The sequence below is a fragment of the Janthinobacterium aestuarii genome (assembly GCF_046113285.1).
Taxonomy (GTDB): domain Bacteria; phylum Pseudomonadota; class Gammaproteobacteria; order Burkholderiales; family Burkholderiaceae_D; genus Janthinobacterium.
Genome location: NZ_CP142524.1, coordinates 524078 through 550009, shown reverse-complemented (window position 1 = coordinate 550009; position 25932 = coordinate 524078). Strand labels below are relative to the sequence as shown.

The 25932-nt window shown below is 59.9% G+C and carries 27 protein-coding genes and 1 tRNA gene; 17 read left to right on the top strand and 11 right to left on the bottom strand.

Going from position 1 to position 25932, the window contains the following annotated elements:
- The first annotated feature begins 1 nt into the window (after position 1).
- From OX462_RS02415 to OX462_RS02395, 5 genes are all read left to right on the top strand, one after another.
- Positions 2-115 (top strand): GpE family phage tail protein, encoded by a 114-nt coding sequence (locus OX462_RS02415; protein ID WP_071650284.1) that lies wholly within the window; start codon positions 2-4, stop codon positions 113-115.
- Positions 116-2986: a phage tail tape measure protein gene (locus OX462_RS02410; RefSeq protein ID WP_409027679.1), complete on the top strand. Its 2871-nt coding sequence runs from the start codon at positions 116-118 to the stop codon at positions 2984-2986. It abuts the gene before it with no gap.
- Between the two features lie 15 nt (positions 2987-3001).
- Positions 3002-3610: a phage tail protein gene (locus tag OX462_RS02405; protein WP_409027678.1), complete on the top strand. Its 609-nt coding sequence runs from the start codon at positions 3002-3004 to the stop codon at positions 3608-3610.
- A complete protein-coding gene (locus tag OX462_RS02400; protein ID WP_409027677.1) occupies positions 3607-4878 on the top strand; it encodes a phage late control D family tail protein in 1272 nt (423 codons plus the stop codon). The genes OX462_RS02405 and OX462_RS02400 overlap by 4 nt, the downstream gene beginning before the upstream one ends.
- A gap of 748 nt (positions 4879-5626) precedes the next feature.
- Complete coding sequence (locus tag OX462_RS02395; RefSeq protein ID WP_409027676.1) at positions 5627-6460, top strand: hypothetical protein; 834 nt, start codon at positions 5627-5629, stop codon at positions 6458-6460.
- A 368-nt stretch (positions 6461-6828) separates the two neighbouring features.
- Here OX462_RS02395 and OX462_RS02390 read toward each other — a convergent pair whose 3' ends face one another.
- Positions 6829-7407, bottom strand: a complete 579-nt coding sequence (locus OX462_RS02390; RefSeq protein WP_409027675.1) for a hypothetical protein — start codon at positions 7405-7407, stop codon at positions 6829-6831.
- Between the two features lie 334 nt (positions 7408-7741).
- The gene (locus OX462_RS02385; RefSeq protein ID WP_409027674.1) at positions 7742-8194 is read right to left on the bottom strand and encodes a helix-turn-helix domain-containing protein; all 453 of its coding nucleotides are present in this window, start codon (positions 8192-8194) and stop codon (positions 7742-7744) included.
- A 73-nt stretch (positions 8195-8267) separates the two neighbouring features.
- Here OX462_RS02385 and OX462_RS02380 point away from each other — a divergent pair, with 73 nt between their 5' ends.
- The 12 genes from OX462_RS02380 (at position 8268) to OX462_RS02325 (ending at position 14213) form a co-directional block, all read left to right on the top strand.
- Complete coding sequence (locus OX462_RS02380) at positions 8268-8471, top strand: YlcI/YnfO family protein (protein WP_409027673.1); 204 nt, start codon at positions 8268-8270, stop codon at positions 8469-8471.
- 10 nt (positions 8472-8481) lie between these two features.
- Entirely contained in the window at positions 8482-8685 is a 204-nt protein-coding gene (locus tag OX462_RS02375; RefSeq protein WP_035820909.1) for a hypothetical protein, read from the top strand.
- A 37-nt stretch (positions 8686-8722) separates the two neighbouring features.
- Positions 8723-8911 carry a hypothetical protein gene (locus tag OX462_RS02370; RefSeq protein ID WP_035825591.1) on the top strand — a complete coding sequence of 63 codons (189 nt, stop codon included), beginning with the start codon at positions 8723-8725 and terminating at the stop codon, positions 8909-8911.
- On the top strand, positions 8908-9171 hold the full coding sequence (locus tag OX462_RS02365) for an Ogr/Delta-like zinc finger protein (RefSeq protein WP_034745818.1): 264 nt from the start codon (positions 8908-8910) through the stop codon (positions 9169-9171). The genes OX462_RS02370 and OX462_RS02365 overlap by 4 nt, the downstream gene beginning before the upstream one ends.
- Positions 9172-9291: 120 nt before the next feature.
- Entirely contained in the window at positions 9292-9693 is a 402-nt protein-coding gene (locus OX462_RS02360) for a hypothetical protein (protein WP_409027672.1), read from the top strand.
- A 101-nt stretch (positions 9694-9794) separates the two neighbouring features.
- A complete protein-coding gene (locus OX462_RS02355) occupies positions 9795-10148 on the top strand; it encodes a hypothetical protein (protein ID WP_034745810.1) in 354 nt (117 codons plus the stop codon).
- Positions 10138-11976, top strand: coding sequence for a replication endonuclease (locus OX462_RS02350; protein ID WP_409027671.1), 1839 nt, complete (start codon positions 10138-10140; stop codon positions 11974-11976). Before OX462_RS02355 ends, OX462_RS02350 begins: the two co-directional genes overlap by 11 nt.
- Positions 11973-12125: a hypothetical protein gene (locus tag OX462_RS02345; RefSeq protein ID WP_162995787.1), complete on the top strand. Its 153-nt coding sequence runs from the start codon at positions 11973-11975 to the stop codon at positions 12123-12125. The genes OX462_RS02350 and OX462_RS02345 overlap by 4 nt, the downstream gene beginning before the upstream one ends.
- Positions 12119-12358 carry a hypothetical protein gene (locus OX462_RS02340; RefSeq protein ID WP_121670603.1) on the top strand — a complete coding sequence of 80 codons (240 nt, stop codon included), beginning with the start codon at positions 12119-12121 and terminating at the stop codon, positions 12356-12358. The genes OX462_RS02345 and OX462_RS02340 overlap by 7 nt, the downstream gene beginning before the upstream one ends.
- The gene (locus OX462_RS02335) at positions 12355-12969 is read left to right on the top strand and encodes a hypothetical protein (protein ID WP_205602302.1); all 615 of its coding nucleotides are present in this window, start codon (positions 12355-12357) and stop codon (positions 12967-12969) included. The genes OX462_RS02340 and OX462_RS02335 overlap by 4 nt, the downstream gene beginning before the upstream one ends.
- Before the next feature lie 10 nt (positions 12970-12979).
- Entirely contained in the window at positions 12980-13204 is a 225-nt protein-coding gene (locus OX462_RS02330; RefSeq protein ID WP_121670604.1) for a DUF4224 domain-containing protein, read from the top strand.
- A 19-nt stretch (positions 13205-13223) separates the two neighbouring features.
- Positions 13224-14213 (top strand): tyrosine-type recombinase/integrase, encoded by a 990-nt coding sequence (locus OX462_RS02325; RefSeq protein WP_240453463.1) that lies wholly within the window; start codon positions 13224-13226, stop codon positions 14211-14213.
- Positions 14214-14231: 18 nt separating this feature from the next.
- Here the strand turns inward: OX462_RS02325 and OX462_RS02320 are convergent, their stop codons facing one another.
- The 9 genes from OX462_RS02320 to OX462_RS02280 all read right to left on the bottom strand — a co-directional run bounded on the left by OX462_RS02320 (position 14232) and on the right by OX462_RS02280 (position 25735).
- Positions 14232-15389, bottom strand: a complete 1158-nt coding sequence (locus OX462_RS02320; RefSeq protein WP_121670606.1) for a Fic family protein — start codon at positions 15387-15389, stop codon at positions 14232-14234.
- Positions 15390-15729: 340 nt separating this feature from the next.
- A tRNA-Gly gene (locus tag OX462_RS02315) sits at positions 15730-15803 on the bottom strand.
- 246 nt (positions 15804-16049) lie between these two features.
- Entirely contained in the window at positions 16050-16922 is an 873-nt protein-coding gene (gene rfbD / locus OX462_RS02310; protein WP_409027670.1) for a dTDP-4-dehydrorhamnose reductase, read from the bottom strand.
- A 39-nt stretch (positions 16923-16961) separates the two neighbouring features.
- Complete coding sequence (rfbC, locus tag OX462_RS02305; RefSeq protein WP_070220504.1) at positions 16962-17507, bottom strand: dTDP-4-dehydrorhamnose 3,5-epimerase; 546 nt, start codon at positions 17505-17507, stop codon at positions 16962-16964.
- 44 nt (positions 17508-17551) lie between these two features.
- Positions 17552-18445, bottom strand: coding sequence for a glucose-1-phosphate thymidylyltransferase RfbA (rfbA, locus tag OX462_RS02300; RefSeq protein ID WP_070220506.1), 894 nt, complete (start codon positions 18443-18445; stop codon positions 17552-17554).
- Positions 18445-19524: a dTDP-glucose 4,6-dehydratase gene (gene rfbB, locus OX462_RS02295; protein WP_070220508.1), complete on the bottom strand. Its 1080-nt coding sequence runs from the start codon at positions 19522-19524 to the stop codon at positions 18445-18447. The genes rfbA and rfbB overlap by 1 nt, the downstream gene beginning before the upstream one ends.
- A 270-nt stretch (positions 19525-19794) precedes the next feature.
- Entirely contained in the window at positions 19795-21369 is a 1575-nt protein-coding gene (locus tag OX462_RS02290; protein WP_240453464.1) for an SEL1-like repeat protein, read from the bottom strand.
- A gap of 2 nt (positions 21370-21371) precedes the next feature.
- Positions 21372-23576, bottom strand: coding sequence for an EAL domain-containing response regulator (locus tag OX462_RS02285; RefSeq protein WP_070220512.1), 2205 nt, complete (start codon positions 23574-23576; stop codon positions 21372-21374).
- A gap of 5 nt (positions 23577-23581) precedes the next feature.
- A complete protein-coding gene (locus OX462_RS02280) occupies positions 23582-25735 on the bottom strand; it encodes an HDOD domain-containing protein (protein WP_070220757.1) in 2154 nt (717 codons plus the stop codon).
- Positions 25736-25932 lie beyond the last annotated feature (197 nt).

The window sequence follows — 25932 nt, the reverse complement described above, 5'->3', positions numbered from 1 at the left end:
CATGGCCGACATTGCCGGCGTCTTCCACTGGACGCCGGCGGCGATGGACGGCTTTACGATTGATGAACTGATGGCCTGGCGCGAACGCGCCCGGCAACGAAGCGGAGCGGAATAGATGGCTGGTCGGGATCTGAAATTACAGGTGGTATTTGCGGCACTGGACAAGATTACCGGCCCGCTGAAAAAAATCATGGGCGGCTCCAGCGACACGGCCAAGGCCTTGAAGGCCACCAGCGACCGCTTGCGTGAACTGAACACGCAGCAAAGGAACCTTGGGAAATTCCGCGAACTACATAGCGGTATTCGAACAACGGGGGTTGAGCTGAAAGAAGCTCAAAAAAAAGTAAAAGAGCTGGCCGCAAGCATAAAACAGACCGAGTCTCCTACACGCGCCATGACGCGTGATTTGAAGGCGGCGACGAAGGTCACGCAGGCCTTGACGCTGAAAGGCCGAGAACAGAGCCAGCAATTCCGCGCCCTGCGCGCCAGCCTCAAGGAGGCCGGCATCGACACGCGCCAGTTGGGCAAGGCCCAGGAGTGGCTTAAGAACAGTATCCAGTTGACCAACGTTGAGCTGGCGTCGCAACAAAAGCGCCTGGCCGCGTCAGCCGCCAAGCAGCAGCGCGTCACCAATGCCACCCAGCATGCGGACAAGCTGCGCAACAAGGCGGGCAACCTGGCCATGGCCGGCGCCGGTGCTACCGCCACGGGCGCCGTGCTGGGCGCACCCGTCGTCAAGGGGCTGAACGAGGCCAAGCACTATCAAACGGAAGTGGGCAGGGTCAACGCGCTGGGCCTGGGCGACAAGGTATCAGCCGAGGCCGTCGCCTTCGCGCGCAACATGAAGACCTACGGCACCAGCCAGCTCGACAACCTGCAGTTGATGCGCGACGGCATGAGCGCCTTTGCCGACGTGCACCACGCGGAAATGGTCGCCCCTACCCTGGCAAAAATGAAATTTGCCAACCACGCCTTCTTTGGCGAGGCCGAGGGCGCCGACAACGAACGCAAGTTCATGGACATGCTCAAGGTCATCGAGCTGCGCGGCGGCCTGGAGAGCAAGGAAAAGTTCGAAGCCCAGGCCAACATCGTGCAGCAGGTCATCACCGCCACGGGCGGGCGCGTCGGGCCGAATGAATGGCTGAACATGATCAAGACGGGCGGCATCGCGGCCAAGGGCTTGAAGGATGACGCCTTTTACTACCAGATGGAACCGCTGGTGCAGGAAATGAGCGGCAACCGCGTCGGCACGTCCCTGATGAGCGCCTACCAGAACTTGTACCAGGGCCGCACCACCAAGCGCTCGGCCAGGAAACTGGAAGAATTTGGCCTGATCGGCGACAAAAGCAAGGTCACGCATGATAAAGCGGGACAACTTTCCTTCCTCAATCCTGGCGCGCTGCTGGGTTCCGAGCTGTTCCGCGAAAATCAGTTTGAATGGATGGAAAAGGTGCTGTTGCCGCAACTGGCCAAGAAAGGCATCAAAGACAAGAACCAGGTGCTCGACGCCATCGGCAGCATCTTTTCGAACCGCACCGCTTCGAACCTGTATTCGCAGATGTATTTGCAGCGCGGGCAAATCCACAAGAACGAAAAGCTCAACCGTGGCGCCGCCGATATCGGCCGGCTGGAAAAGCTGGGGCGCGACTCGGCCGCCGGCAAGGAACTGGAGGCGCAGTCGAAGCTGGCCAACTTGAAACTGACCATGGGCGAAAAAATCCTGCCGCTGTACGCGCAGGGACTGGAAATGGCCATCAGTGCCATCACGCGCCTGAACGGCTTCATGGAGCGCAACCCGACCGTGGCCAAGGTCATGATTACCGCCTTTGCCATCCTGGCCGGCCTGCTGCTGGTGCTCGGCCCGCTGATGCTGGGCATTGCCGCGCTGATCGGCCCGTATGCCATGCTGCACGTCATGTTCGCCAAGATGGGCGTGACGGGCGGCGTGCTCACGCCCATCCTGCGCGGCCTCGGCGGCGCCTTCATGTGGGCGGGCCGCGCCGTGCTGTGGCTGGGCCGCGCCTTCATGCTCAACCCGATTGGCCTGGCCGTGACTGCCATTGCCGGCGCCGCCTTCCTGATCTACAAATACTGGGAGCCGATCAAGGCGTTTTTCAGCGGCATCTGGTCGCACATCAAGACTGCCTTTGCCGGCGGCATAGGCGGCGTCAGCAGCCTGATCGTCAACTGGTCACCGCTGGGCCTGTTCTATCGCGCCTTCGCGGGCGTGCTGGGCTGGTTCGGCATCGCGCTGCCGGCCAAATTCAGCGAGTTTGGCGCCAGCATCCTGCAGCGCATCACCGCATCCTGGGCGCCCATTTCCGCCTTCTTTGCCGACATCTGGTCGCGCCTGCGCGCGGTCTGTGTCGGCGGCATGGGCAGCATCACCGCCCTGATTATCAACTGGTCACCGGTCGGCGTGTTTTACCAGGCATTCTCGGGCGTGTTGAGCTGGTTCGGCATCCAGCTGCCGGCCCAGTTCACCGAATTCGGCGCCAACATCCTGCGCGGCCTGGTCAACGGCATCACGGGTTCCATGGGCGCCGTCAAGGACGCCATCAGCAATGCCGGTTCCAGCACCATTGCCTGGTTCAAGGAAAAGCTGGGCATCCACAGCCCGAGCCGTGTGTTTGCCCAGCTCGGCGACTACACCATGCAAGGCCTGGCCGTGGGCCTGGACCGCAGCGAGGGCGCACCGATTGCCAAGGTATCCGGCCTGGCGCAGCGCCTGACGCAATTGGGCGCCGGCATCGCCATCGGCACGGCCACGGCCTTGCCCGCCAGCGCCTTCGATACTCGCGCGCCGCTGGCCCAGGGCGGGTTCGGCGCCGGAATGACCATCCAGGGCGACAAGATCGATATCACCATCCAGGCGCAAGCCGGTTCCGATCCGCAGGCCATCGCCCGGGCCGTGTATGCGGCCATGGAACAACGCGACCGCGAAAAGGCGGCGCGCATCCGCTCGTCCCTGCGCGACCACGATTAACAAGGAAAAAACACCATGATGATGATTTTAGGAATGTTCGTGTTCAGCCTGCCGACGCTGGCGTATCACGAGCTGCAGCGGCAAACGGAATGGAAGCACGCCAGCACGGCGCGCGTGGGCCTGCGCGACGCGCACCAGTACGTGGGGCCCGGCGACGACACCATCACCCTGTCGGGCTGGGTGGCGCCGGAACTGACCGGCTCCCTGTACTCGCTCGATGCGTTGCGCATGATGGCCGACACGGGCAAATCGTGGATTTTGATCCAGGGCACGGGGCGCATACTCGGCTCCTACCGCATCACCAGCATGACCGAGGGGCGCAGCATCCTCGACGGCAGCGGCGGCGCGCGGCGCGTCGAGTTTTCGATTGCGCTCAAGCGCGACGACGACGGCGTGCTGGCCATGGTCGGCCTGGGCGACATCGGCGACCTGAAAAACATGCTCAGCGTCGACGGCATGACCAGCAGCATCGCGGGCGCGGCCAAGAATGCCGTGGGCAGCGTGGTGGGCAACGTGGTCGGCGGCATCACGTCGAAATATGGCGGCGTGGTCAGCGAGCTGAAAGACAAGATCGGCGGCAGCATCAGCGGCGCCATCGGCAACGCGGCGGACAAGTTCAAATGAGCGAGCATATCCCCGCCTTCAAGGTCAGCATCGAGGACAAGGATTTGACGGCCATCGTTTCACCGCGGCTAATCAATTTAACCTTGACCCTGTGCCGTGGCGACGAGAGCGACCAGCTCGACATTGCACTGGACGACAGCGACGGCAAGCTGGCCCTGCCGCCGCGCGGCGCGCAGATCGCCCTGGCGCTGGGCTGGCAAGCCACCGGCCTGGTGGACATGGGCAAGTTCACCGTCGACGAGGTGGAGCACAGCGGCGCGCCCGACACCATCACCCTGCGCGCCAGGTCGGCCAACCTGATCGACACCTTCAAGCAGCAACAGGAACACAGCTTTCACAAGACCACCCTGGGCGCCATCATCGAGGCCATCGCCTTTCGCAACGAGCTGGCCTCTAGCGTGTCGGCGCGCCTGCGCGACACCGCCATCGAGCACATCGACCAGACCCACGAAAGCGATGCGGCCTTCCTGCGCCGGCTGGGCAGGAAATACGACGCGGTGGCCACCGTCAAAAATGACACCCTGCTCTTCATCCCCATCAACCAGAGCCGCACCGCCAGCGGCAAGGCACTGCCGGTCATCGACATCACGCGCGCCCTGGGCGACGGCCACCGCTACCACAGCGCCGAAAGCGACGCCTACACGGGCGTGCGAGCCTTCTGGCACGACGAGCGCTACGCGCGCCGCCGCAGCGTCGTGGCCGGCGTGCCCGGCAACAGCAAGCGCCTGCGCACCACCTTCGCCAACGAAACGGACGCGCGCGCGGCGGCCGTCGCCGAATGGCAGCGCATCCTGCGCGGCCTGGCCACCTTTGAAATGAGCCTGGCCCTGGGCAACCCGGCCGTGTTCCCGCAATCGCCCGTGACCGTGCAAGGTTTCAAGCCCGAGATCGACGCCACCGAATGGCTATCGGTCAAGGTCACACACACCTTGGGCGGCAACGGCTTTACCACGCGCGTGGAGTTTGAAACGAAGACGGAAGCGGTGGAGGCCGAGCGTGAGGAAGAGAAAGACCCGGACGAAGGCATCACGGGCGTGGTGGCCAAATGGGAGGATGTGGCGGCGAAGAAGAAAAAGGCGGGGCAGGAGCAGGCTGGTGCTTCGGGCACGCTCAAGACGCTGGAGCATCTTTACAAGAGCAAGCAGGCCGCCAAGCGGGCAGCATTGCACACTTGGAAGCTTATCGAAGAAGTGCGGGACATCATCCGCGAGAACAGCGAGGAACCGTGGAAACCTTCGCACGCGGCATCCGGCGCAGAAACGGCATGAATTTGGGTGTTTACTTCCGCTCAAAGGCTGCTTTCGCCCTATTGAGGAAGATGAATTTTTTTCATCCAGATCACTCCTACGTTAGATGCGAGATGCCGAGCTCTTACGCTGTACAGTGTAGGAGCTTAGCATCTCGCGTAACCTGGACCAGCATGTGCGCGCCGGCGTACTCCTTAGGATCGTCTAAAAAGATTACGTGGCAAAAAAAGAAGAAATTGGCATCAACGGGAATTTTAAAAAAACCAAAATCTTCTGCAGAAGTCTAATCACGTTGTGACCGAGCCAGCTTAGCCTTACACTAGAGCATTATCGATCAAACAAAAACGTCATATCCTGACGCGGAAGCTTCGTTGAAAAAATTGCCCCTAAAGGTAGCTGAATGATTCCTTATCATACTTGGCGGTTGGATGTGTAGCCCCCACAAAATTGCGCCCGACTGGGTTGTGAAAGGATGCCACATCGAAGTAAATGGCATCGAACTCGCCTTGAGGCCAGATCACGAGGGCCGTGTAATGTTCAGCTCAGTATTTAGCGGCACAGCGGAAAACCTCGTTAAAGCTGCGATTAAGAAAGCAATGGAAATTTGTATAAAGGATCCTAAGATTAGACAGTCATGGATCGAGAAACTAGACATGGCGACAGTTTATATGCTCGCTGTCGATACTGAGGACTCCCTTGCACACTTAGCAAATGGTAGGATGTTCGAGTTCAAGTTACTCAAAATCGCAATTCAACGTTGGGCCTAGAAATGGCAAAAATACAAAATTTCTTGAAATCTGGAGAGCTGGGGCCAGTAGTGCTGAGCTCCAGCCCTACAGATGTACTGGACGAATGCGGTACGCCACACGAGACGTCTCGTAAGTTGAACCCCTTAATTTTGCGATATGGGGAAATTCAACTGACGTTTCTTCGCACTCCGGTTGCAAAGTCTCCTCGACTGCACGAAATTCAAATTTCGATGAGGCCTGAGTCTAAGGGATCTGATCGAACCAATGCCCCGTCATCGCCGCTCTTCTTGGAAGACATCACATTGTGGAGGGCAACTACTAGACCGGAATTCATGACGCTTGCGCGTAAAAGCGGGTGCTCCCTGATTGGCGAAGGATCCAGTCAAGTTGTGTTTGCCTCAGGCGTAATAGCGTCCTTCGAAAATGGCGTGCTTGATTCTTTGCGTCTTTCCAATAAAGAATCCACTCAGCGTCCTCCGCAGAAAATTTTAGATGAGCGAGAACCGAATCTTGCACAAATTCGGGATATGCTTGAAGAGTCATATAAAGCAAATAGCGTTGGCGCACGCAGAGCAGCGATGCTGATCCTATGGGCGGCGTTGGAAGCAATTTTGAGGCGAGCGGCATTGAGTCGCGGAAGTGCCGGGCGATCCAGTGTCGCTCCACACTCGCTTATTCGTGAACTCGCTGCCTCAGGTTTTCTTAGTCCCAGCCAGATGCGGCTGTTAGAAGAAGCTAGACAGATCCGTATGGCTGATGCTCACGGGCTAGCCCCGATCTCGCATCCTCCAATGCTTATGCAGGAATTAGCGGATTTGACCAATTATTTACTTAGTCGCACGGAAATCCACTGAAGATTACTTTCCGGTCAAGGTATGCCGCTGTCGATTGTATTTGACAGACTGAACCAAGACGCCTGCAGCGCTTCATTGTGGAGAATAAAAAATATGAGAAAACAAGTTTCACATATCTCCGAATGGAGGCTGTTGGTCGGTTGCTGCCAGTCTGCTCCAGTGTAAAAACTCAACCTAAGTAATGCTAAGAGATCCGTGACTTTGGCGAAAGTGGGCAACGTCGAGGCAATGAGGCGAGGTACTGCCGCCCGCTAATTGCGGCATTAGCGCCTAGCTCAAGGCACAAAATGCCGATGCGGCGGAGGGTTGTCGATTAAGAAGTGCTCCCACCGAAGAGAGGTCGGTTGCAGCCGGCCAGGTTGGACACGTTAGTCCGCATTTGAGACTTTGGGATGCTCGCTACGTTCTTTAGACCCGATCAATTCTTCAAGGTTCGGCACGATATTGGAGTCAAGTAGGTTCTGCATTCGCTGGCTCATATGGTGCTCGCTGGGAAGATCAATACCCTCTTGACGTGCCCATTCCCGCAACACACCAAGCAATACCATGCTGACGTTTTGACCGTCATCCATGTACTGGAGCAGGAAAGCCTTTAACCGTCCCCGTCCTTCATCGGAATGTAGGTCAAAACCGCCGGGCACGTCATCTAGCCGATGCGCGATGACGTTGCGGGAATGGAGGAAGCGATCCAACTGGCCGTCGAAGGTCGGATGCAGATCCAAACGCTGTCGCAGCGCTTTGAGCAGTTGCCCCAAAGTGGCTTTCGAATGCCGCTCAAGCAGCGTCTGAAGCTGTTCCACAGTCTGTAGTGGCTCGCCGTGCAATGGGAACGTCAGGCAAGTACTCATCAGGCGCTCGACACCCTGTCCCGCAATTACCGCAACGCCCAAGGTCTTCAGCACATCGTCCTGTACAGGCTTGTAGCCTGATTGCACTTCGTCTTTCATAATCTGGCCTCATCCAGAGAAACGCGCCCGAATGGCTGCGTCATAGCTTAGTTTAGATAGCTAACTCCACGTTGAGCTCACCCAAGTTGGTAGGCCATCAGAAGTTGCTGAAGCGCACTCGCATTTAATACCTCGCACTGTCTCAATTACAACACCGACGGTATATGCCTTGCCATTGAAGTAACATGAATTATTGACAATCTCATTGACCATGGAAGGCATCGTTTCGCATCTATGTTGCGGCCAGCAGCACGCAAAGAGCAAAGGCGCTAGAGCTGTAACTTTCCATCTAACTGCTGACCATACCAACGATAGCCTATCTTTCCGCCGCGCTTTACGTAGGTGATTTTTTTTTGCGACCAACGTTGATCGTTTGGGGAGCAGTAATATCGCCATGGATTTGCTGGCCAACTTTACCGTGGAAAACCATTTGCGTATTGCGCTCGACTGATCTGGAAGGTGGTGTAACTGCTGGCTCTGCAATTCCTTCTATAACACCTAGTACTCGTGCTTTTCCCCGCAAATCCAGGTGCCGATATCCCACCAACAACTCGTTCTCATCGTCAGTCAAAGAATTATTGGTCGGCACTCCAAGCATCACATACGAAATGTCGACCCCTACGCCTGCCAACGCGACCAGATAGCTAGCATCAGGCAAGGTCTTTCCTTGCTCATAGTTAATTTGAGCGAGTTTTTTCACGCCACCAATTGCCGCGAACGCTTCTTGTGTAAGACCCAAGCGTGTTCGCTCCTGCCTTAACCTATCACCAAAAATATTTTTATCCATACATCTATATTGAAAAGTATGTTTTGACATACTATAGTTACGCCATCCTGTAGCGATTACACATCATAACATTATGAAAAACGTATCCATAGCGAGGCGCACTGCCAAGGGCGTCACGACTAAGCCTCTTGGCGTCCGTCTGACATCGGACGAGGTGAATGAGGTCGAAGCCTACGCAGAAAAACTTGAGCGCTCCCGTGCCTGGTTTTTGCGTTTCCTGATCCTTCGCGGCCTCGCCGATTACAAGCGTGAACTCGCTTCCAAATCCATTCACTAAGGACAACGTCATGTACCCCGATGCAAAACGTATCCGCAGCCACCGCGTCATGCTGCGCCTGGACGATTACGAGCACCAGCTTGTTTCCTCGATTGCCAACTACCAGGGCGAAGAGCTTGCGGTGCTGGTGCGCCAGATCGTGATGCGTGAAGCCTTGGCCGTGATAGCCTTGGATGACGCCACTATCGACAGCGTACAGCGTCGCAGCGTTTAAACCGAGTCACTTTTGAGCAACTCTAAAGTTACAGAAAATGCCAGACCATCAAATTCACCTCAATGACGAAGAGCGCGCGGTGCTGGAACTCGTGCGCCAACGCCAGGGGCTGGCAAGTATCGATCAGGCGGCTGAATGGCTCGTCAAGTCGCGCTTACGCATACAGTCGAAAAACATGACGGGTCGCGGTCGCGCCCTGTACCAAGTGGAAAGAAAGCTGAAATGAGAGTCATCGGCCTGCCCTGCCCGCATTGCGAATACACCGTCCGCGCCGTCAAGAGCCGCACGATGTCCGCCATGTTCAAGGAAATCACCTACATGTGCCAGAACCCCGAATGCGGGCACTCCTTCGTGGCAGGCCTGGAAGTACTGCGCACCCTCTCGCTGTCCGCCATGCCCAAGCCGGATATCCGCATCCCGATGTCCCAACATGCGCGCGCGGCAGCCACCAGCCAGCTGGCCCTGGACCTGACTGCGGGCTGCTGATGGCTATCCCGATCCTCGCGCCGCCGTAACCCGGCCGCCGTAACTCCCCTCTTTTGCAGTGCCCTGCAGCGCTCCCTTTTGAGCGTGCGGGATTCGTTCAACCTGAAATAAGGAAAACCGATGGAAAACACGCTGCACGCCACCAGTCATGCCGGCACATCCATGGCATCAAGCACGATCCGCCCGACCTTGCAAAATTGTATTGTCCCCGTGGCACCGACGTGTTTTCTGCTGCAAGCCAGCGCGGGCATCGGCATCGCGGCGCTGACCTCCCGCATCCATGAGATTGCCAAGACCTATCACGCCTACGGCGCGGCCAATCTCACCTTCATCGTCAGCGATGCGCAGGGATTGGAGCGTGACGGCTTTTTCGCGCCGGCCAAGCAACGCGCCCTGGTCGGCAAGCTGCCCATTGAGGTGAACTACATTTTCGCCACTGAAGCGGGTTCCCGGCACTGCAGCGGCGCATCGCACACGCTTCCGTACTGGGCAGAACATTTTTTCAAGGCAGGAGCACGCTGATGCTGCGCCTGGCCAAGACCTGCGGCATCTGGCTGCTGTCGCTCCTGATCGTCATTGCCCCCGGCGTGCTGCGGGCCATTGGCTTCATCAAGGACTGAACCATGCCGGCGTCCCTTATCGACAATCACCTGTCCTTCCAGCCTGCCGCCGAAATTTTGGCCGCGCGCGACAAGGACATGCCGACGCCACCAGGCGCCGGGCATGCGCTGGCCGCCATCGCCGAAGCCAAGGCCCAGCTACGCAGCATCAAGCCGCGCAACCTGGCGCCCTTCATGGCCCAGGCATGGGGATTGTCGCCGCGCGGCGCGCGCCGTTCCGTGTTGATCGCCGCCGGCATGGACGCCGACCGCTGGGAATCGCCCATCCATTCATTTACCGAGGAAGAGCGCATCGAACTGCGCGCCGCCACCTCTGCCGCTATCCGTGTGTACGAAAGACTATTGAATGCAATCTAAACAAATCCTGCTGCCTGCCCCGCAGCGTCACGAAGCCTTTTTGCGCTCCGCCCAGTTCGCGCCCGAACTGGCCCGCATTCCCTACAAATGGCGTAACCGCGTCATCACGGCCGCCTTGGCCAAGATGGCCTGGTCGTCCTGGCATAAAGTCTATGAATCCGTCGCCACCAGCTTTGTGCGCCAGTTTGCCGAACAGTATGTGCCGGCCGGCGTCGACCTGTCGCAGAGCGATGCCGACATTGTGGCCACCGCCGAGCGTGCAGCGGCCGGCGTGAGCAAAATGCTGTGGATGGCCGTGTCCGACACGCACGCCCTGCAGATCATGGAAGACGAATGCGCCTCGTATGGCATCGAGCTGCCCGAGTTCGACGCGCTGGCCGACACCATCGCCCGCCTGGTGGACGCCCGCTGGTGGCGCCGCCAACTGCGCAAGCGCGTCAAGCGCGCCTTTGAAGCGGGCAATATCCGCCTGGGCTACGTGAACTATCGCGGCGAGCCCTACGCCAGCAACGACGCCGTTCTGTCGCGCCTTGCGCAAAACCGCCGCAATGCGGCAGCGCTGGCCGCCACCCTGGTGCAGAACGAGAATGGCCAGCAATTCAGCATCGCCGAGCTGGCCGAGAAGACCACTGCCAACAAGGCCATCCGGCGCGGCGAGCTGATGTTGCGCATCAACGGCTTCGAGCAGATCGCCCGCGAGTGCGGCGACCAGGGCATTTTCATCACCTGGACGTGCCCATCGCGCTTCCACGCCATGCAGCACAGCGGCAAGCCGAACGACAAGTTCGACGGTTCCACGCCGCGCGAGGCCAATGCGTATTTGGGCAAGATGACATCGCTGTGCCGCTCCGCACTGGCGCGCCGTGGCATCGGCCTGTACGGCTTTCGCATCGCCGAGCCGCATCATGACGGCTGCCCGCATTGGCATCTGCTGCTGTTCGTGCGTCCGACCGCGAAATACAAGACGGCCCACCTGCAGGACGTGGCCGGCCGCGCCATCCGAATCATGAAGCGCTACGCCTGGCGCGTGGACCGTGGCGAACCGGGCGCCTTCGCGCGCCGCCTGGACGTGAAGCGCATCGACTGGACCAAGGGCAGCGCCGCCGGCTATATCGCCAAGTACGTGGCCAAGAACATCGACGGCGTGGCCGAGCACAAGACGAAAGAAGGCTATGTCGTCACGGCGGACACCGAAGGCGACATCGAGCTGACGCCTTCGGCGCGCGTCGAATCCTGGGCCGCATGCTGGGGCATCCGCCAATTCCAACAATGGGGCGGCGCGCCCGTCACCGTGTGGCGCGAACTGCGCCGCATCGAAGAAAGCATGCTCAACGAAGCCCCGGCCGCCATGCGCCGCGCCTGGGACGCCGTGCAGAAGATCGACGGCGAAAAGCGCGCCTGCTGGGCCGAATACCTGCGCGCCCAGGGCGGCGCCCTGGTGCCGCGCAAGGAACTGGTCGTCACCCTGGCCAAGGACGAAAAGACCGTCATCGGCCGCTACGGCGAAACGCTGCGCACCACGCCCTACGGCGTGCGCTGCAGCGACCTCATCGGCGTGGTCTTCAAGTCCGTGCGCCATACGTGGACGCCGGTACAGGCCACAGGCGCGCGCGCGGTGGCTGTTGGGGTTGCCGTTCCTCGGACTCGTGTAAATAACTGTACGCACCCCGACCGCCCTGCCCCGGCCACGCCGCCGGCGGCGCCCGTGCCCAATCTGTCCGACGAGGCAAAAACAGCCCTGATTGCCGCCTGGGCGGCCGTCAACGCCTGCCCCTATCCCCGGCTGATCGTCCCCGACAACCCACCCCATGAAGGAAATGGCACATGAGCACCTATGCCGTGATCGTTCGCACGCAAACCGAACGCTTTGAATACGCCGCGATTGCCGCTTCCAGCGGCGACGCGATCCAGGCCGCCCTCGACCACTTCGGCGTGTGCGGCGTTACCGCCAAACTGAAAGGAGCACCGCAATGCTGAACACCCTGACCAATTCGCCGCGGCAAATCGCCCTGGGCGACCGCGTGACATTCGATACCGATGAAGGCTACCAAGCCGGCACCGTCAACGACCTGCGCCGCGATGTCGGCAATGGCGAGCTGCATGCGTGGGTGGAGCTGGACCACCAGTGGCCGGGCATGTTCCGCGCCGTGCCGCTGGGCGCCATCGAGGCGGTCAAGAAGGCAATCGCGCCCGTGGGGTGCCCAGCATGACGGCGGAACGCTCAGTACCGGCCGTGGCGGCCTTGTTCGTGCGCGCCAATTCGATCTACAAGACCATGCCGGCTGTTGACGCCTGGGATGCGGAACGCGACGCCCGCGCCTGGCCAGGTGGTGTGCCGGTGGTGGCGCATCCGCCTTGCCGTTCCTGGGGCACGCTGCGCCACCTGGCCAGGCCGCGCCCGGACGAAAAGGAACTCGCGGTGTGGGCCGTCGCCCAGGTGCGCAAGTTCGGCGGCGTGCTCGAGCACCCGAAGCGCTCGACCCTTTGGCCTCATTGCGGCTTGCCAGCGATCGGCGAGCGGGACAAATTTGGCGGCTGGACGCTGCCGATTTTCCAAAGCTCGTTTGGCCACCGCGCGGAAAAGGCCACCTTGCTGTACATCGTCGGCTGTGCGCCCGCTCAAATACCAGCTATGCCCATCGTCCTGGGCGACGCGTCGCATGTGATCGCCCCGTCCGGCCGCAACCGCGCCGGCGAGCGGCGCCGGAAAGGAGATCCGGGCTGGCGGCCGGAATGCGGCAAGGCGGAACGCGAGCATACGCCGCCCGAGCTGGCGCATTGGCTGGTGGCCCTGGCTCAACGCTGCGCGGTGCAAGCATAAGGAAATCCATATGAGCACGTTCCTGTCCATGGATGAGATCTGCGCCCTGACCGGCCGGAAGATGAAAACGAAGCAAATTGAGGCGCTGCGGAAGATGGGCCTCCCCTTTTGGGTCAACGCCATCGGGCGGCCGGTTGTCGCGGTCGCTGCAGTTGAGGGGCGCAAGGAAGCGCCACGGGAAAAAACATGGGTAATGCCAAGGATCAATAAAAATGGGTCGACGAAACACACGTAATTTGAATATGCCGCCGTGCATGCACCCGCGCACGCAGCGCAGCGGCAAGGTGTATTACTACATGTACACCAAGGACAAGCCGCGCAAGGAAATTCCACTTGGGCCCGACTTCATCCTGGCGCTGAAAAAATATGCTGAACTGAACATCGTGGTGGAGGTCATCGCCAACGCGACGTTCTCCGATGTCGAGAAGCGCTATCTGGTCGAGGCGGTGCCCAAGCTTGCCGCCAGCTCAGCCCGCATGTACCGCTCCGACATCAAGCACTTGCTGGCGGCATTTTCCGAGGCGCCGCTTGCGCAGATCAAGCCGATGCACATACGCCAGTTCCTGGACGATCGTGCAGACAAACCAACTACGGCGAATCGCTGCAAGCGCGTGTTTTCGACCATGTGGAACCATGCGCGCGGCTGGGGCTATACCGACCTGCCAAACCCATGCGAGGGCATACAGGGCCACTCCCTGCCCAAGCGCACCGTGTACATCACAGATGCAGTATTCGAGGCGGTATGGGGGCATGCGGGCGCCCCTTTGCGCGACGCCATGGATCTTGCCTACCTGACTGGCCAGCGGCCTGCCGACGCGTTGAAGATGACCGAAAGCGACATCATCGGTGGCTACCTGGTCGTAACACAAGAGAAAACCAAACAGCCCTTGCGCATCAAGGTTGTCGGCGAACTCGCCGCCTTGATTGAGCGCATCAAGGCACGCAAGGCGACACGCAGCATCGTCACTGCCGCGTTGCTGGTGAATGCCCACGGCAAGCGCCTGACGGGTCCGGCGCTGCGCTCGCAATTCGATGCAGCGAAAAAGCTGGCTGCCGAAAAGAATCCCGAATTGCTACCGGAGATCAAAAAATTCTGGTTCTATGACCTCCGCGCAAAAGCCGCCGACGACACCTCGGACCAACACGGAGACCAGGCGGCCAGCGATCTTTTAGGGCACGATAGCGTGAGGACCACGCAACGGCATTACCTGCGACGCGGGAAGATCGTCGAGCCGACGCGGTAAGCCGCGTTGCATGCCTGCTTACGCAGGGCCAAGCAAGGATGCGGAGATGAAGCCCTCGTTCGACAGCGCGTTGATGGCCCCGCGAAGCAGGTAGTTATTCGTAAAGCACATCGTGTACTGGCGTGCGCCAGGCTTAATGGGCTGCAACATCTTACCCTCCACCAGGCGCCTGATCTGGTAGGTGCGCTGAGCTGGATTTAGCCCAGGCATCACCTTGGCCAGATCGCCAGATTTTGCGGTGCCCAGCTTTACCACCTCAAGCAAAATCGCCTGCTCCTCATGCGTAATCAATTGCCGCTGGACCGAATAGGCAAGCGCGGGAATCAGGATTTTTTCCTTCAAGAAAGTGTAGTCGGTCAGCCGGTCCACTTTTTGCAGTTCATCCAGGATGCCTTGCAAAACGTAAGTGCACCAGCGATCCAGGCTTTCATCTGTTCCCTTGTCCGCGCATGAAAGCATCGCATAGTAGCGCTCGCGGTCATTGCAAAAAACAGCGGTCGGGTTCAACACCCGTCCGCCGGTCTTGACGTTGAAGCCGTACTTGATCAGGAGAGCATAGGTCATCAAACGCACGACGCGCCCATTGCCATTGCTAAAGGGATGGACCCAACCAAAACGATGGTGTGCCAAGGCAACCTTGATCAAGGCATACTTGGGAGGATCATCTCGATTGATGAACCCCATCAGCTCTTCCATGTAACCAGGTACAAGGACAGGATCTGGCGGAAGGTGGTCTGACTTCGCAATGCGGACCGCTCCCGTTCGATATGCGCCAGGCGTGCGGTCGCCCTCTCTCTCCAGGTCATGCACTGCCAGCGCGTGCAGCTCCCGGATGAAGTGTTCCGAGACCGCAGAATTCGGCGTCACCACATCCTCGATATATTGCATCGCCTTTTCGATGTTGGAGATCTCGCGCACCTGGTCGCTATCGTTCGTGCCCCCTTCCACCGAAGTCTCGACGTAGTCTGCAAGAGTCGTATGGTTGCCCTCGATTCGCGCAGACCCGAGGCTTTCCAGCATGTGGAAAATATGCTTGAGCTGGAAGAAGGTTGACGCGGGCGTTGTGCCCCCAAGTTGCAATCGCCGCAAGTGTTCCAGTTCCGTGAGAACATCGACAAGTGGTGAGTCGAACGACGGATTTAAAAGTTTCAGGTCAAAGTGTTGGAAGTCTGGCATAGCGATCCTGCTTTTCTTAAATGGCGCAAAAGATTAAGTTGAATTTTCAAGATAATACACCTAAAAATCATATACTTACGCGTCATCGCTGAATATCACATATGTAATAATCCAAACTCACAAGTCAAGACATCTAAAATTCCGGGTAGGATTGTGGCTTTTAATGCAAGTTTCTCATCCGCGAACAGATGGAGAAATTGCTTATACAACAATTGAAATGAGTGAAATTTATTGCACAAACGGCAATCCAACCATGGCCCTGAAAAGCTCGCCTGAGCGCCTTTTGTGGAGCAATTTTTGCTTTGTGGAGCGGCGAAAACAGTTTTTCGCCGTTTTTCATTGGAGCGGGTGAAGGGAATCGAACCCTCGTCGTAAGCTTGGGAAGCTTCTGCTCTACCATTGAGCTACACCCGCGAAGCCTGCATTTTACGCGGGATGGCGAGTACTTGGCAAATTTGTGAAGTGCCGCGCATGGCTGCGACGTCCTCTTCAGGACCTGGACCATATGGCAAACATGGATATCGTTTTCAACGATCAGGTCTTTGGACTTCCGGTAGTTGACCAGCATTCTGTCGGCTCCGCCTGAGCAGCTCGGGACCTGGCTTGCCCCGCTAGTTCAGCTTTACAACGGCAATTGTTTCTCTTACATGTTTTATATCCTCAGTCCTGGCATAGTTTCAACGCATCCTGCCACTGCGGCAATCCGCAGAAGGCCTTCTTCAACCGTTCCGAAGACAGCACCGAATTGGCAGGCCGCCGTGCGGGTACCGGGTAGGCTTGCGCGAGTATCGGTCTGAGACGCGGCTTCTTGGCAATCGAGGCATGTGCCATGATCGCCTCAGTGAAGCCGAACCAGCTGGTTTGTCCTTGTGCCGTCAAGTGATATAAACCAGAGCGTTTGTCCCACCACGCTTGGCGGTTCGTGGCAACGACGCTTTGCGCCACGATATGCGCGGTGGTGTCGGCGATGGTGCGGCTCCAGGTGGGTGCACCGACCTGGTCGGAAACGATACTGAGCTCGTCGCGCTCCTGCGCCAGGCGGAGCATGGTCAGCAGAAAGTTCTTTCCATGCATGCTGTAGACCCAGCTGGTGCGCAGGATCAGATGCGGGATGCCGGCTGCCTGGATCGCCTGTTCGCCGGCCAGCTTGCTACTGCCGTACACATTGACAGGGCACGTCGGATCGGTCTCGACATAGGGACCGTTTTTCGATCCATCAAAGACATAATCAGTGCTGTAATGAATCATTGCAGCACCTAATTTTTTTGCTTCCTCGGCCATGACAGCCGGCGCCTCGCCATTGATGCGCATGGCCAACTCTGGCTCGCTTTCCGCTTTGTCGACGGCGGTGTAGGCGGCCGGGTTGACGATCAGCGTCGGCTTGAGGCGGCGGATCATGTCGCGTACCTGGGTCAAATCGGCCAGATCCATCTGCCTGCGGTCGAGCGCGATGATTTCTCCCAGGCCTTGCAGGCTGCGTTCCAGTTCGTAGCCAACCTGGCCGGTTTTTCCTGTAATTAAGATACGGATCATAATTGTTCCAGTGAATGCGGCACGGCTGTCTTGCCGTGCTCAGGCAAAGACGTCGGCATGGGCCAGCAACGTCGCGGCTTTGTCCTTGCCCGACAAGAGCGGTTCGCCGTCCAGCGGCCAGTCGATGCCGATTGCCGGATCATTCCACAAGATACTACGCTCAAATTCCGGCGCCCAGTAATCGGTGGTTTTGTACAAAAATTCAGCGTTGTCGCTGGTTACCAGGAAGCCGTGGGCGAAGCCTTCGGGAATCCATAGCTGGCGTTTGTTGGCAGCCGACAGCACCACGCCGACCCAGCGACCGAAGCTTGGCGAATTTTTACGCAGGTCGACAGTGACGTCGAATACTGCGCCGGCGGTGACGCGCACCAGTTTGCCTTGCGGCTGCTGGATCTGATAATGCAGGCCGCGCAACACCCCCTTGGCCGACTTGGAATGATTGTCTTGCACGAAAGAGCGCGTAACGCCGGTCAGTTCGGCAAAGCGCTTCTGGTTAAAGCTTTCATAGAAAAAGCCGCGGTCGTCACCGAATACCGTCGGTTCGAGTATCAATATGTCAGGTATGGCTGTGGTCTGGATTTGCATGGTATATCGGTATCGTATGAACTAGGTGGAAAGCGCAGCGCACCTCAGAATATTTTGTCGTCGAGCAAACGCAACAGATATTGACCGTAGGCGTTTTTCTTCAACGGCCGGGCTAGCTGCTCCAGTTTGGCGGCATCGATATATCCCTTGCGGTAAGCGATTTCCTCGGGGCAGGCAACTTTCAAGCCCTGGCGGTTTTCAATGGTAGCGATGAATTGGCCCGCTTCCAACAAGGATTCATGGGTGCCCGTATCAAGCCAGGCCATGCCGCGGCCCATCAATTCGACGTTCAATTGGCCGCGTTCCAAGTAGGCGCGGTTGACATCCGTGATTTCCAGCTCGCCACGCGCAGAAGGCACGATACTGGCGGCGATGTCGCAGACCTGGCTGTCGTAGAAATACAGGCCGGTGACGGCGTAATTCGATTTTGGCTTGAGCGGCTTTTCCTCGATGCTGACGGCGTGACGTTGCGCGTCGAAATCGATCACGCCATAGCGTTGCGGATCGGTGACATGGTAAGCGAACACGGTCGAGCCGCTGGTGCGTGCCGAGGCTACGCGCAACTGCGTTTCAAAGTCATGGCCATAATAGATGTTGTCGCCCAGAATCAGGGCCGATGGCGCATTGCCGACAAATTCTTTGCCAATGATGAACGCCTGTGCCAGGCCATCCGGCGTGGGTTGCACGGCGTAGCTGAGTTTGATGCCCCACTGGCTGCCGTCACCCAGCAACTCCTGGAAGCGCGGCGTATCTTGTGGTGTGGAAATGATCAGGATGTCGCGTATGCCAGCCAGCATCAGCGTGGTCAGCGGATAGTAGATCATCGGCTTGTCATACACGGGCAGCAGCTGCTTCGACACGGCCATGGTGACAGGGTACAGGCGCGTGCCGGAACCGCCTGCGAGGATGATGCCCTTGCGTTCGATGGCGTTTCCCATTATTGCTGCTCCTCGGCTGTGTCGCGTGCCGCGTAATTTTTCTCTACCCACTTCAGGTAATCGCCCGACTGCACATCACGTACCCAGACCTGGTTGTCCATATACCACTGGACGGTCTTGCGGATGCCAGTGGCGAAGGTTTCGGCCGGCTTCCAGCCCAGTTCGCGCTCGATCTTGCGCGCGTCGATGGCATAGCGACGGTCGTGGCCTGGGCGATCCAGTACGTAGGTGATTTGTTCGCGATAGCTGCCGGACGCCTTGGGATCGAGCGTATCGAGGATGTCGCACAAGATATGCACGACTTCCAGATTGGCCATTTCATTCCAGCCGCCCACGTTGTAGACCTCGCCCAGGCGTCCCGCTTCCAGGACGCGGCGGATCGCCGCGCAATGGTCGCCCACGTACAGCCAGTCGCGCACTTGCATACCATCGCCATAGATAGGCAAGGCCTTGCCGGCACGGGCATTGCTGATGATGAGCGGAATCAGTTTTTCCGGGAAATGGAAGGAACCATAGTTGTTAGAGCAGTTGGTGGTAAGCACCGGCATGCCATAGGTATGGAAATACGCGCGCACCAGATGATCGGACGCCGCTTTCGATGCCGAATAGGGACTGTTGGGCGCATACGGCGTCGTTTCCGTAAATGGCGGGTCGTTCGGTCCCAGGGTGCCGTACACCTCGTCGGTCGAGACGTGCAGGAAACGGAAGCCGTCCCTGGCGTCGCCTGTCAGGCCAGACCAGTAAGCACGTGCGGCCTCGAGCAGGCTGAAGGTGCCGTTGACGTTGGTGGTAATGAATTCGCCGGGGCTATGGATCGAGCGATCGACATGGCTCTCTGCGGCAAAATGCACGATGGCACGGGGCTGGTGTTCGGCCAGCAGGCGGGAGACGTGGGCAGTATCGCAAATATCGCCGCGTACGAAGATATGCCGCGGGTCTTGCTCCAGACTGGCCAGATTGCTGAGATTGCCAGCGTAGGTCAGTTTGTCAAAATTGATTACAGGCTCATCGTTGAGCGCCAGCCAGTCTCTTACAAAGTTGGAACCGATGAAGCCGGCGCCACCAGTCACTAAAATCATATTACTTTCCTTTGCTCACTTGAACGAATTCACAGGCGTTCCCGAGTGTGCAATCGTCGATGGACGACCTGACTGAACGTACTACTGCGACAGAGTATTATGTGTTTGATATTTTTTTTTGAATATTATGATACTCTCATTCGGGATTAATATGCGCAATCTTTCTTGAAGATGGCGTTAACCGTTTTCAGTAAAATAAAGACCCATTCTTGACATACCTGGCATCCTCAATGCCAGCGTGGCGCGCGACGATTTTAATGAGAGCGTGAATTAATCGGCCAGCGCTTCCAGGCGCTCGCGCACCTGGTTCAGATCCGTCTCGCGCATGCGCGCCGCCGTCTGGCGCAGGGATTTTTCCGCGCCGGCCACGCCGGCCGCCGAGGCCATCGACAGCCAGATATACGCCTGCTGCAAATCGAGCGGAGCGCCCTGGCCGCTTGCGGCCATCAGGCCCAGATTCATCTGCGCCCGCGCATGGCCCTGGCGCGCGGCCAGCGCATACCAGTCCCAGGCAGCGGCATAGTCCTGCGGCACGTCCTGGCCATTGTCGTGCCGCAGGCCCAGCGCAAACTGGGCCAGGCTGTGGCCCTGGGCGGCGGCGCGGCAGTAACAGGCGCATGCCTGCTGGCTGTCGGGTGCAGGACCATCGTCGCGGTCGTGCAAGACGCCCTGCATGTATTGCGCCGGCGCGTAATCCTGCTCGGCGGCGCGGCGGTACCATTCCAGCGCCAGCGACAGATCCTGCGGCACACCCTGGCCATGCTCATAGCGCAGGCCCAGGTCGAACTGCGCGCGCACATGTCCCTGGTCGGCCGCCTTGCGGTACCAGAAGATGGCTTCCTGCGCATCGGCAGGCACGCCCTGTCCATGCTCATGCAGCAGTCCCAACTGATACTGCGCGGCGGGGAAGCCCTGCTCGGCGGCCTGGCGGTAAAACGCTTGCGCCTGCGCGTAATCGTGGGCGCCATGTTCATGATGCAGGCCCAGGTTGTGCTGGGCCGCCGCATGACCCAGTCCCGCCGCCTTGACATACCACTCCAGCGCCGCCTGTTTATCGCAAGGCACGCCCTGGCCATTGTCGTAAATCAGGCCCAGGTTGAACTGCGAACTGGCGTGGCCCTGCTCGGCTGCGCGCCGGTACCAGCTGATCGCCTGCCGGCTGTCCTGCGGCAGCACGTCGCCATTTTCATAGCGCAGCGCCAGGTTGAACTGGGCCGGCGCATAACCCTGCTCAGCGGCCTTGCGCATCCAGGCCGTCGCCTGCTGGCGATCCTGGCGCACGCCCTGGCCATTGTCGTAGCGCAGGCCCAGGTTGAACTGCGCACGCGCATAGCCCTGTTCGGCCGCCTTGCGGTACCAGGCGATGGCTTGCACGAAGTCCTGCGGCACGCCCTTGCCATTGTCATACATCATGCCCAGGTTGTTTTGCGCGCCCGCGTCGCCCTGCTCCGCCGCGCGGCTGAACCACAGCATGGCTTGCCCGCTATCTTGCGCGAGTCCCTGGCCCTTGGCATACAGCCAGCCCAGGTTGTACTGGGCCGCCGCGTAGCCCTGTTCGGCCGCCTGCTGGTACCAGTGCGCCGCCTGCGCAAAATCCTGCGGCACGCCCTGGCCCTTCTGGCACATCACGCCCAGGTTGTATTGCGCATGCTCGAGTCCCTGCGCGGCAGCCAGGCCGTACCAGTGCAGCGCCAGCGCATAGCTTTGTTCGATACCCTGGCCATTGAAATACATGAAGCCCAGGCTGTGCTGGGCGTTCGCATTGCCTTTCTCGGCCAGTCCTTTCAGGCGCAGGTAGTCAGCCGTGTAATGAGCAGCCGTGTAGCGGGGATCGGCAAGCGACACGGTCAAGCCTCGATGGTCAGCGTCGGGGACGGCGCGGGGGCGGCATCGGCGATCAGGCGGTTCTGCTCCTGCAGCACGCCGATAAAACTGCCCAGCGAAATGGGCCGGTGGTACAGATAGCCCTGCATCGTGGTGCAGCCCTTGTCCTGCAGGTAGCGCGCCTGCCCTTCCGTCTCCACACCCTCGGCGATCAGGTGCAGGCCCAGGCCGCGCGCAATCGAGATGATGGCCAGGATGACGGGATAGTGTCCGTGCTCGTCGTGGATTTCCTTCACAAACGACTGGTCGATCTTGATGGTGTGGATGGGGAAGCGATGCAGGTACGACAGCGAGGAATAGCCGGTGCCGAAATCGTCGATGGCCACCGACACGCCCAGCTGGCACAGCTTGTTCAACTGCTCGATCGCGTACTGCGGGTTGCGGATGCAGATGTTTTCCGTGATCTCGACCTCGATCTTTTCCGGCGCGATGCCGTAGCGCGTCAGCGCGCCGCGCATCTTCTCGAAAAAGTCGCCCCGGTCCAGGTATTGCGGCGACAAATTGAGCGACAGGCGCACGGCTTCGCCGCCAGCCGCGTTCCACTGCACCAGGTCGCGGCACAGGGCGCCCAGCATCCAGTCCGAGATCGGCAGCATCAAGCCGTTTTCCTCGGCGAACGGCAGGAATTCGCCGGCCGTCAGCAAGCCCCGCTGCGGGTGGTTCCAGCGCATCAGGCCTTCGGCGCCAACGATGCGGCCCGTCATCACGTCCACCTGCGGCTGGTAATACATCTCCAGCTGATTCAGCTCCAGCGCCTTGCGCAGGCTCTGCTCGAGCGCGATCTTCTGGTGCGACACGTCGAGCATGGACTCGTGATAGAAACTGTGGCCGTTCTTGCCCAGCGCCTTGACCTGGTACATGGCGATGTCGGCGTGGCGCAGCAGCTCGTCGATGGTCTCGCCGTCGCCCGGATAGATGGCGATGCCGATGGAGGCTGAAATATGCACCTGGTTGCCATCGAGGTCGAACGGCTGGTGCAGGCATTCGAGGAATTTGTCGGCGATCAGGCGCGCATCCTGGCGGTCGCGCAGTTCCGGCAGCACGATGGTGAATTCATCGCCGCCCTGGCGCGCCAGGGTATCGCCGCGGCGCAGGCAATCCTTCAGGCGCAGCGCCACCTGCTGCAGCAGCTCGTCGCCCTTCACGTGCCCCAGGGTGTCGTTGACCAGCTTGAAACGATCGAGGTCGATGAACATCACGGCCAGTTCCGTCAGCTTGCGCCGCGCCTGGATGACGGCCAGCCCCAGGCGGTCCTTGAACAGCATGCGGTTCGGCAGGTCCGTCAGGATGTCGTGATAGGCCTGGTAAGAGATGACTTCCTCGGCGCGCTTGCGGTCGGTGATGTCGCGCGCCACGCCGTAGGTGCCGAAGTACTCCTGCTTTTTCGCTTCCTGATCGTGGCCGTGCATGCCGATCGAGTTGAGCGGAATCGTCATCAGGGTGTTGTTGAAGGTCCGGTCGCTGCCGCTGCCGCTATGGCACTTCAGGCGCAGTTCCACATTGCGCGAGGCGCGCTCGTCGAGGCGGCGCTCGTTGAAGGCATAGCGCGCCCGCTCCTGGTCTTCATCGTGCACGAGAATCGAGTAATGGCTGCCGATCAGCTCTTCGCGGCTAAAGCCCAGCAACTGGTGCACCCGGTCGTTGATGAAGGTGATGCGGCCTTCGTGGTTGAGCGTATAGATGATGTCGGGCGAGCTGTCGACCAGGTAGCGGTACATCTTTTCCGAGTTTTCCAGCTGCAGCGCGATGCGCTCGTTCTCCAGGGCCAGCTGGCTCTTTTGCAGCGCGTTCTCCACCGTCTTGAGCAGCTCCTCGCGGCTGTAGGGCTTGCGCAGATAATCGTAGGCCCCGCGTTTGAGGGCGCCGATGGCCGCCTCGATGCCGACGTCGCCGCTCATGACGATCACGTCGCCCTCGATGCCGCGCCGGTTGATGTGGTCCATGATTTCATGGCCGCTCATGTCGGGCAGGCGCAAGTCGAGCAGGATCAGGTCGAAGCGCAGTTTCGACAACTGCGCCAGCGCCTCGCTGCCGCAGGTGGCCGTGTGCAGCTGGTAGCCGCGGTCCTTCAGCAATTCGTGGAGAGAGGCGAGCAGGCGGGGCTCGTCGTCGACCAGCAAAATGCGCGGGCTGTTTTCCAGGTCAAACGGAATGGCGGAGGAGTTCATGGACGTTACGAAGACATGGCGGTATTGCCGGGCGAGGGCAGCGCGGCTGCAGCGCTTGCCGGCAAGGGAATGGGCAGTAAAATTTCAAACGAGGTGCCGGACTTGCTGCTGCGGCAGCCAATCACGCCATGCAGGCGCGTGACCAGGTCATGCACGATGGACAAGCCCAGGCCGTGATGCGCGCCTGCCTTGCTGCTGCGCACGGGGGAAAACAGATTGGCCAGCACGTCCGGCGCCAGGCCGGCGCCATTATCGCTGACGCACAGCTCCAGGTACAGGCGGCGGTCGCGGTTCACGTGGCCACGGTTCGCCACTTCGATGCGCCCGCCATCAGGCAGCGCTTCGACGGCGTTTTTCAGCAGGTTGAGCAGGATTTGCTTGAGCATGTCGGCATCGGCCTCCACCTCGCATGGCGCGTCCTGCATGCGCGTGACCACCTCGATCTTCGGCGGCAGGAAGTCGGTGGCGCGGAACAGGCGCAGCACATCGTCGACCACGCGCGCGCAATCGGTCACGCCGCTGGCAGCCGCCGGCTGCAGATCGGCCAGGCCGCCGATCAGCTGGCCGACCCGGTCGATTTCCTCGTTCAGGATCGCCATTTCGCCCGACACCGGCTCCTGCTTCTCGAGCTTGTGATCGAGCACGCTCAGATAGTTCTTGATGATGGACAGCGGGTTATTCACTTCGTGCACGACGCGGCGCGACGCGGCGCGGTATTCCTCGGTCACGTGATCGAGCTGGCGCCGCGCCAGCCCGCGCGCGCTGATGGCCGTTTCCAGCGCCGTGGCGGCCTGGTTGGCATACGCGCGCAGAAAACCCTCGCGCTTCTGGCAAGCGGGAATCTGCCACGCCGCCACGCCGCCAATGAGCACGCCCAGGCTGCGCTGGCCCGACGCCAAGGGCACGCAGACCAGGCTGTCGGTACCGAGAATGCGGAACAGCTGCTCCTCGACGATGCCCAGCGCCGGCATGTCGCGTTTCAGGAACGCCAGCTGGCACTCCAGCGCCGAGGCGGCCAGGAGGCCGCCCTTGGCCAGCGGGATCGAGAAGCCGGCCAGGCGCTGCTGATGTTCGCCCGCCGCCACGCCGACGAGCGCATGGCCGGTGGGGTTTTGCAGCAGGATGACGGCGGTGTCGAAATCGAACAGAATGCGCGCCGAGCGCGTGATGGCTTCGAGCAGGCTGCTCTCGCCCTGCTGCCGGGCGAAGGTCTGGCCCACTTCGGACACCAGCACCATATTGCGCACTTCGTCGGACAGGCGCCGCTGCACCGGATCGACGGCTGGCGGCGCATAGGCGGGCGGCGTGGCGATATCGTCCGCGCCGGCCAGGTCGATGCCCAGGTGCTGCGCGGCCTGCTCCACCTGGCGCGCGACGCTGCCGGCCAGCTCGTCCAGTGTCTCGACGTCCAGCGCGCACAGGCTTGCCGCCTGCGTGATCGACTCCGCATCGTCGGCATGGCAGCACAGCAGGTGCGCCAGGCGCACGATGCGGATCAGGGGATGGCTCGCTTCCAGGCGCGCCAGCGGCTCATGGTGATACAGCACGCTGTCGGCCAGGAAGGAATCGAGATGCCAGCGCTCGATCAGCCAGGCGCCCGCTTCGGCATGCGTGATCTGCAAGGTACGCTGCTCCACCGCGCACAGGGCGGCATCGTCGCGCGCCGTGAAATTGAACGCGTATTCCTTCGGCGCCGTGGCCAGCAGGGCCAGGCGGCCCACGTTGTGCAGCAAGCCGGCCAGATATGCTTCCTCGACGTGCGGATAGGCCATGGCCTTGGCCAGCGCGCGCGCCATGACGGCGGCCGACAGCGAACTTTTCCAGAAGGCGCGCAAATCCGTGCTGCCGGAATGGGGAAAGCTGTTGAAGGTCTGGAAGACGGATTCGCTGATGACCAGGGTCTTGATCATGTCCGTGCCCAGCGACACGAGCGACTGTTCCAGGCTGACGACCTTGCTCTGCCGATGGTAGGCCGAGCTGCTGGCCACGCCGAGGATCTTGCTGGTCATGCCCGCATCCTTGGCGATCAGCGCGGCCAGCTCCGGCATGCCGGCATCGTCGGCCTGCAGGTGGGCGATCAGTTTGAGGAGGATCTGCGGCATGGCCGGCAGGCGGGCAATCAGCAGGCGATTGCGAATATCTTGATCAGATTGATGCATCGTATCAGGCATTGCCGGTTTGAAAAGGAAGAGCGCTCAGCAGCGAAGCGCGGCCACGTTCAGAGGAATCCTCCACTCCTGTAACCCAAAAAATGTCGCCTGAGAGGATGCCGGGAAAAGCAGTCATCTTATCATAAGCGCCGGATATTACTTGCAATATAGAAAATTAAGTTGAAATAAATCCAGCGTTCTGCGAT

Bases quoted from the DNA above. Each gene is read 5' to 3' on its own strand.
- OX462_RS02415 (WP_071650284.1), top strand. From the start codon at position 2: ATGGCCGACATTGCCGGCGTCTTCCACTGGACGCCGGCGGCGATGGAC.
- OX462_RS02410 (WP_409027679.1), top strand. From the start codon at position 116: ATGGCTGGTCGGGATCTGAAATTACAGGTGGTATTTGCGGCACTGGAC.
- OX462_RS02405 (WP_409027678.1), top strand. From the start codon at position 3,002: ATGATGATGATTTTAGGAATGTTCGTGTTCAGCCTGCCGACGCTGGCG.
- OX462_RS02400 (WP_409027677.1), top strand. From the start codon at position 3,607: ATGAGCGAGCATATCCCCGCCTTCAAGGTCAGCATCGAGGACAAGGAT.
- OX462_RS02395 (WP_409027676.1), top strand. From the start codon at position 5,627: ATGGCAAAAATACAAAATTTCTTGAAATCTGGAGAGCTGGGGCCAGTA.
- OX462_RS02390 (WP_409027675.1), bottom strand. From the start codon at position 7,407: ATGAAAGACGAAGTGCAATCAGGCTACAAGCCTGTACAGGACGATGTG.
- OX462_RS02385 (WP_409027674.1), bottom strand. From the start codon at position 8,194: ATGGATAAAAATATTTTTGGTGATAGGTTAAGGCAGGAGCGAACACGC.
- OX462_RS02380 (WP_409027673.1), top strand. From the start codon at position 8,268: ATGAAAAACGTATCCATAGCGAGGCGCACTGCCAAGGGCGTCACGACT.
- OX462_RS02375 (WP_035820909.1), top strand. From the start codon at position 8,482: ATGTACCCCGATGCAAAACGTATCCGCAGCCACCGCGTCATGCTGCGC.
- OX462_RS02370 (WP_035825591.1), top strand. From the start codon at position 8,723: ATGCCAGACCATCAAATTCACCTCAATGACGAAGAGCGCGCGGTGCTG.
- OX462_RS02365 (WP_034745818.1), top strand. From the start codon at position 8,908: ATGAGAGTCATCGGCCTGCCCTGCCCGCATTGCGAATACACCGTCCGC.
- OX462_RS02360 (WP_409027672.1), top strand. From the start codon at position 9,292: ATGGAAAACACGCTGCACGCCACCAGTCATGCCGGCACATCCATGGCA.
- OX462_RS02355 (WP_034745810.1), top strand. From the start codon at position 9,795: ATGCCGGCGTCCCTTATCGACAATCACCTGTCCTTCCAGCCTGCCGCC.
- OX462_RS02350 (WP_409027671.1), top strand. From the start codon at position 10,138: ATGCAATCTAAACAAATCCTGCTGCCTGCCCCGCAGCGTCACGAAGCC.
- OX462_RS02345 (WP_162995787.1), top strand. From the start codon at position 11,973: ATGAGCACCTATGCCGTGATCGTTCGCACGCAAACCGAACGCTTTGAA.
- OX462_RS02340 (WP_121670603.1), top strand. From the start codon at position 12,119: ATGCTGAACACCCTGACCAATTCGCCGCGGCAAATCGCCCTGGGCGAC.
- OX462_RS02335 (WP_205602302.1), top strand. From the start codon at position 12,355: ATGACGGCGGAACGCTCAGTACCGGCCGTGGCGGCCTTGTTCGTGCGC.
- OX462_RS02330 (WP_121670604.1), top strand. From the start codon at position 12,980: ATGAGCACGTTCCTGTCCATGGATGAGATCTGCGCCCTGACCGGCCGG.
- OX462_RS02325 (WP_240453463.1), top strand. From the start codon at position 13,224: ATGCACCCGCGCACGCAGCGCAGCGGCAAGGTGTATTACTACATGTAC.
- OX462_RS02320 (WP_121670606.1), bottom strand. From the start codon at position 15,389: ATGCCAGACTTCCAACACTTTGACCTGAAACTTTTAAATCCGTCGTTC.
- rfbD (WP_409027670.1), bottom strand. From the start codon at position 16,922: ATGATCCGTATCTTAATTACAGGAAAAACCGGCCAGGTTGGCTACGAA.
- rfbC (WP_070220504.1), bottom strand. From the start codon at position 17,507: ATGCAAATCCAGACCACAGCCATACCTGACATATTGATACTCGAACCG.
- rfbA (WP_070220506.1), bottom strand. From the start codon at position 18,445: ATGGGAAACGCCATCGAACGCAAGGGCATCATCCTCGCAGGCGGTTCC.
- rfbB (WP_070220508.1), bottom strand. From the start codon at position 19,524: ATGATTTTAGTGACTGGTGGCGCCGGCTTCATCGGTTCCAACTTTGTA.
- OX462_RS02285 (WP_070220512.1), bottom strand. From the start codon at position 23,576: ATGAACTCCTCCGCCATTCCGTTTGACCTGGAAAACAGCCCGCGCATT.
- OX462_RS02280 (WP_070220757.1), bottom strand. From the start codon at position 25,735: ATGCATCAATCTGATCAAGATATTCGCAATCGCCTGCTGATTGCCCGC.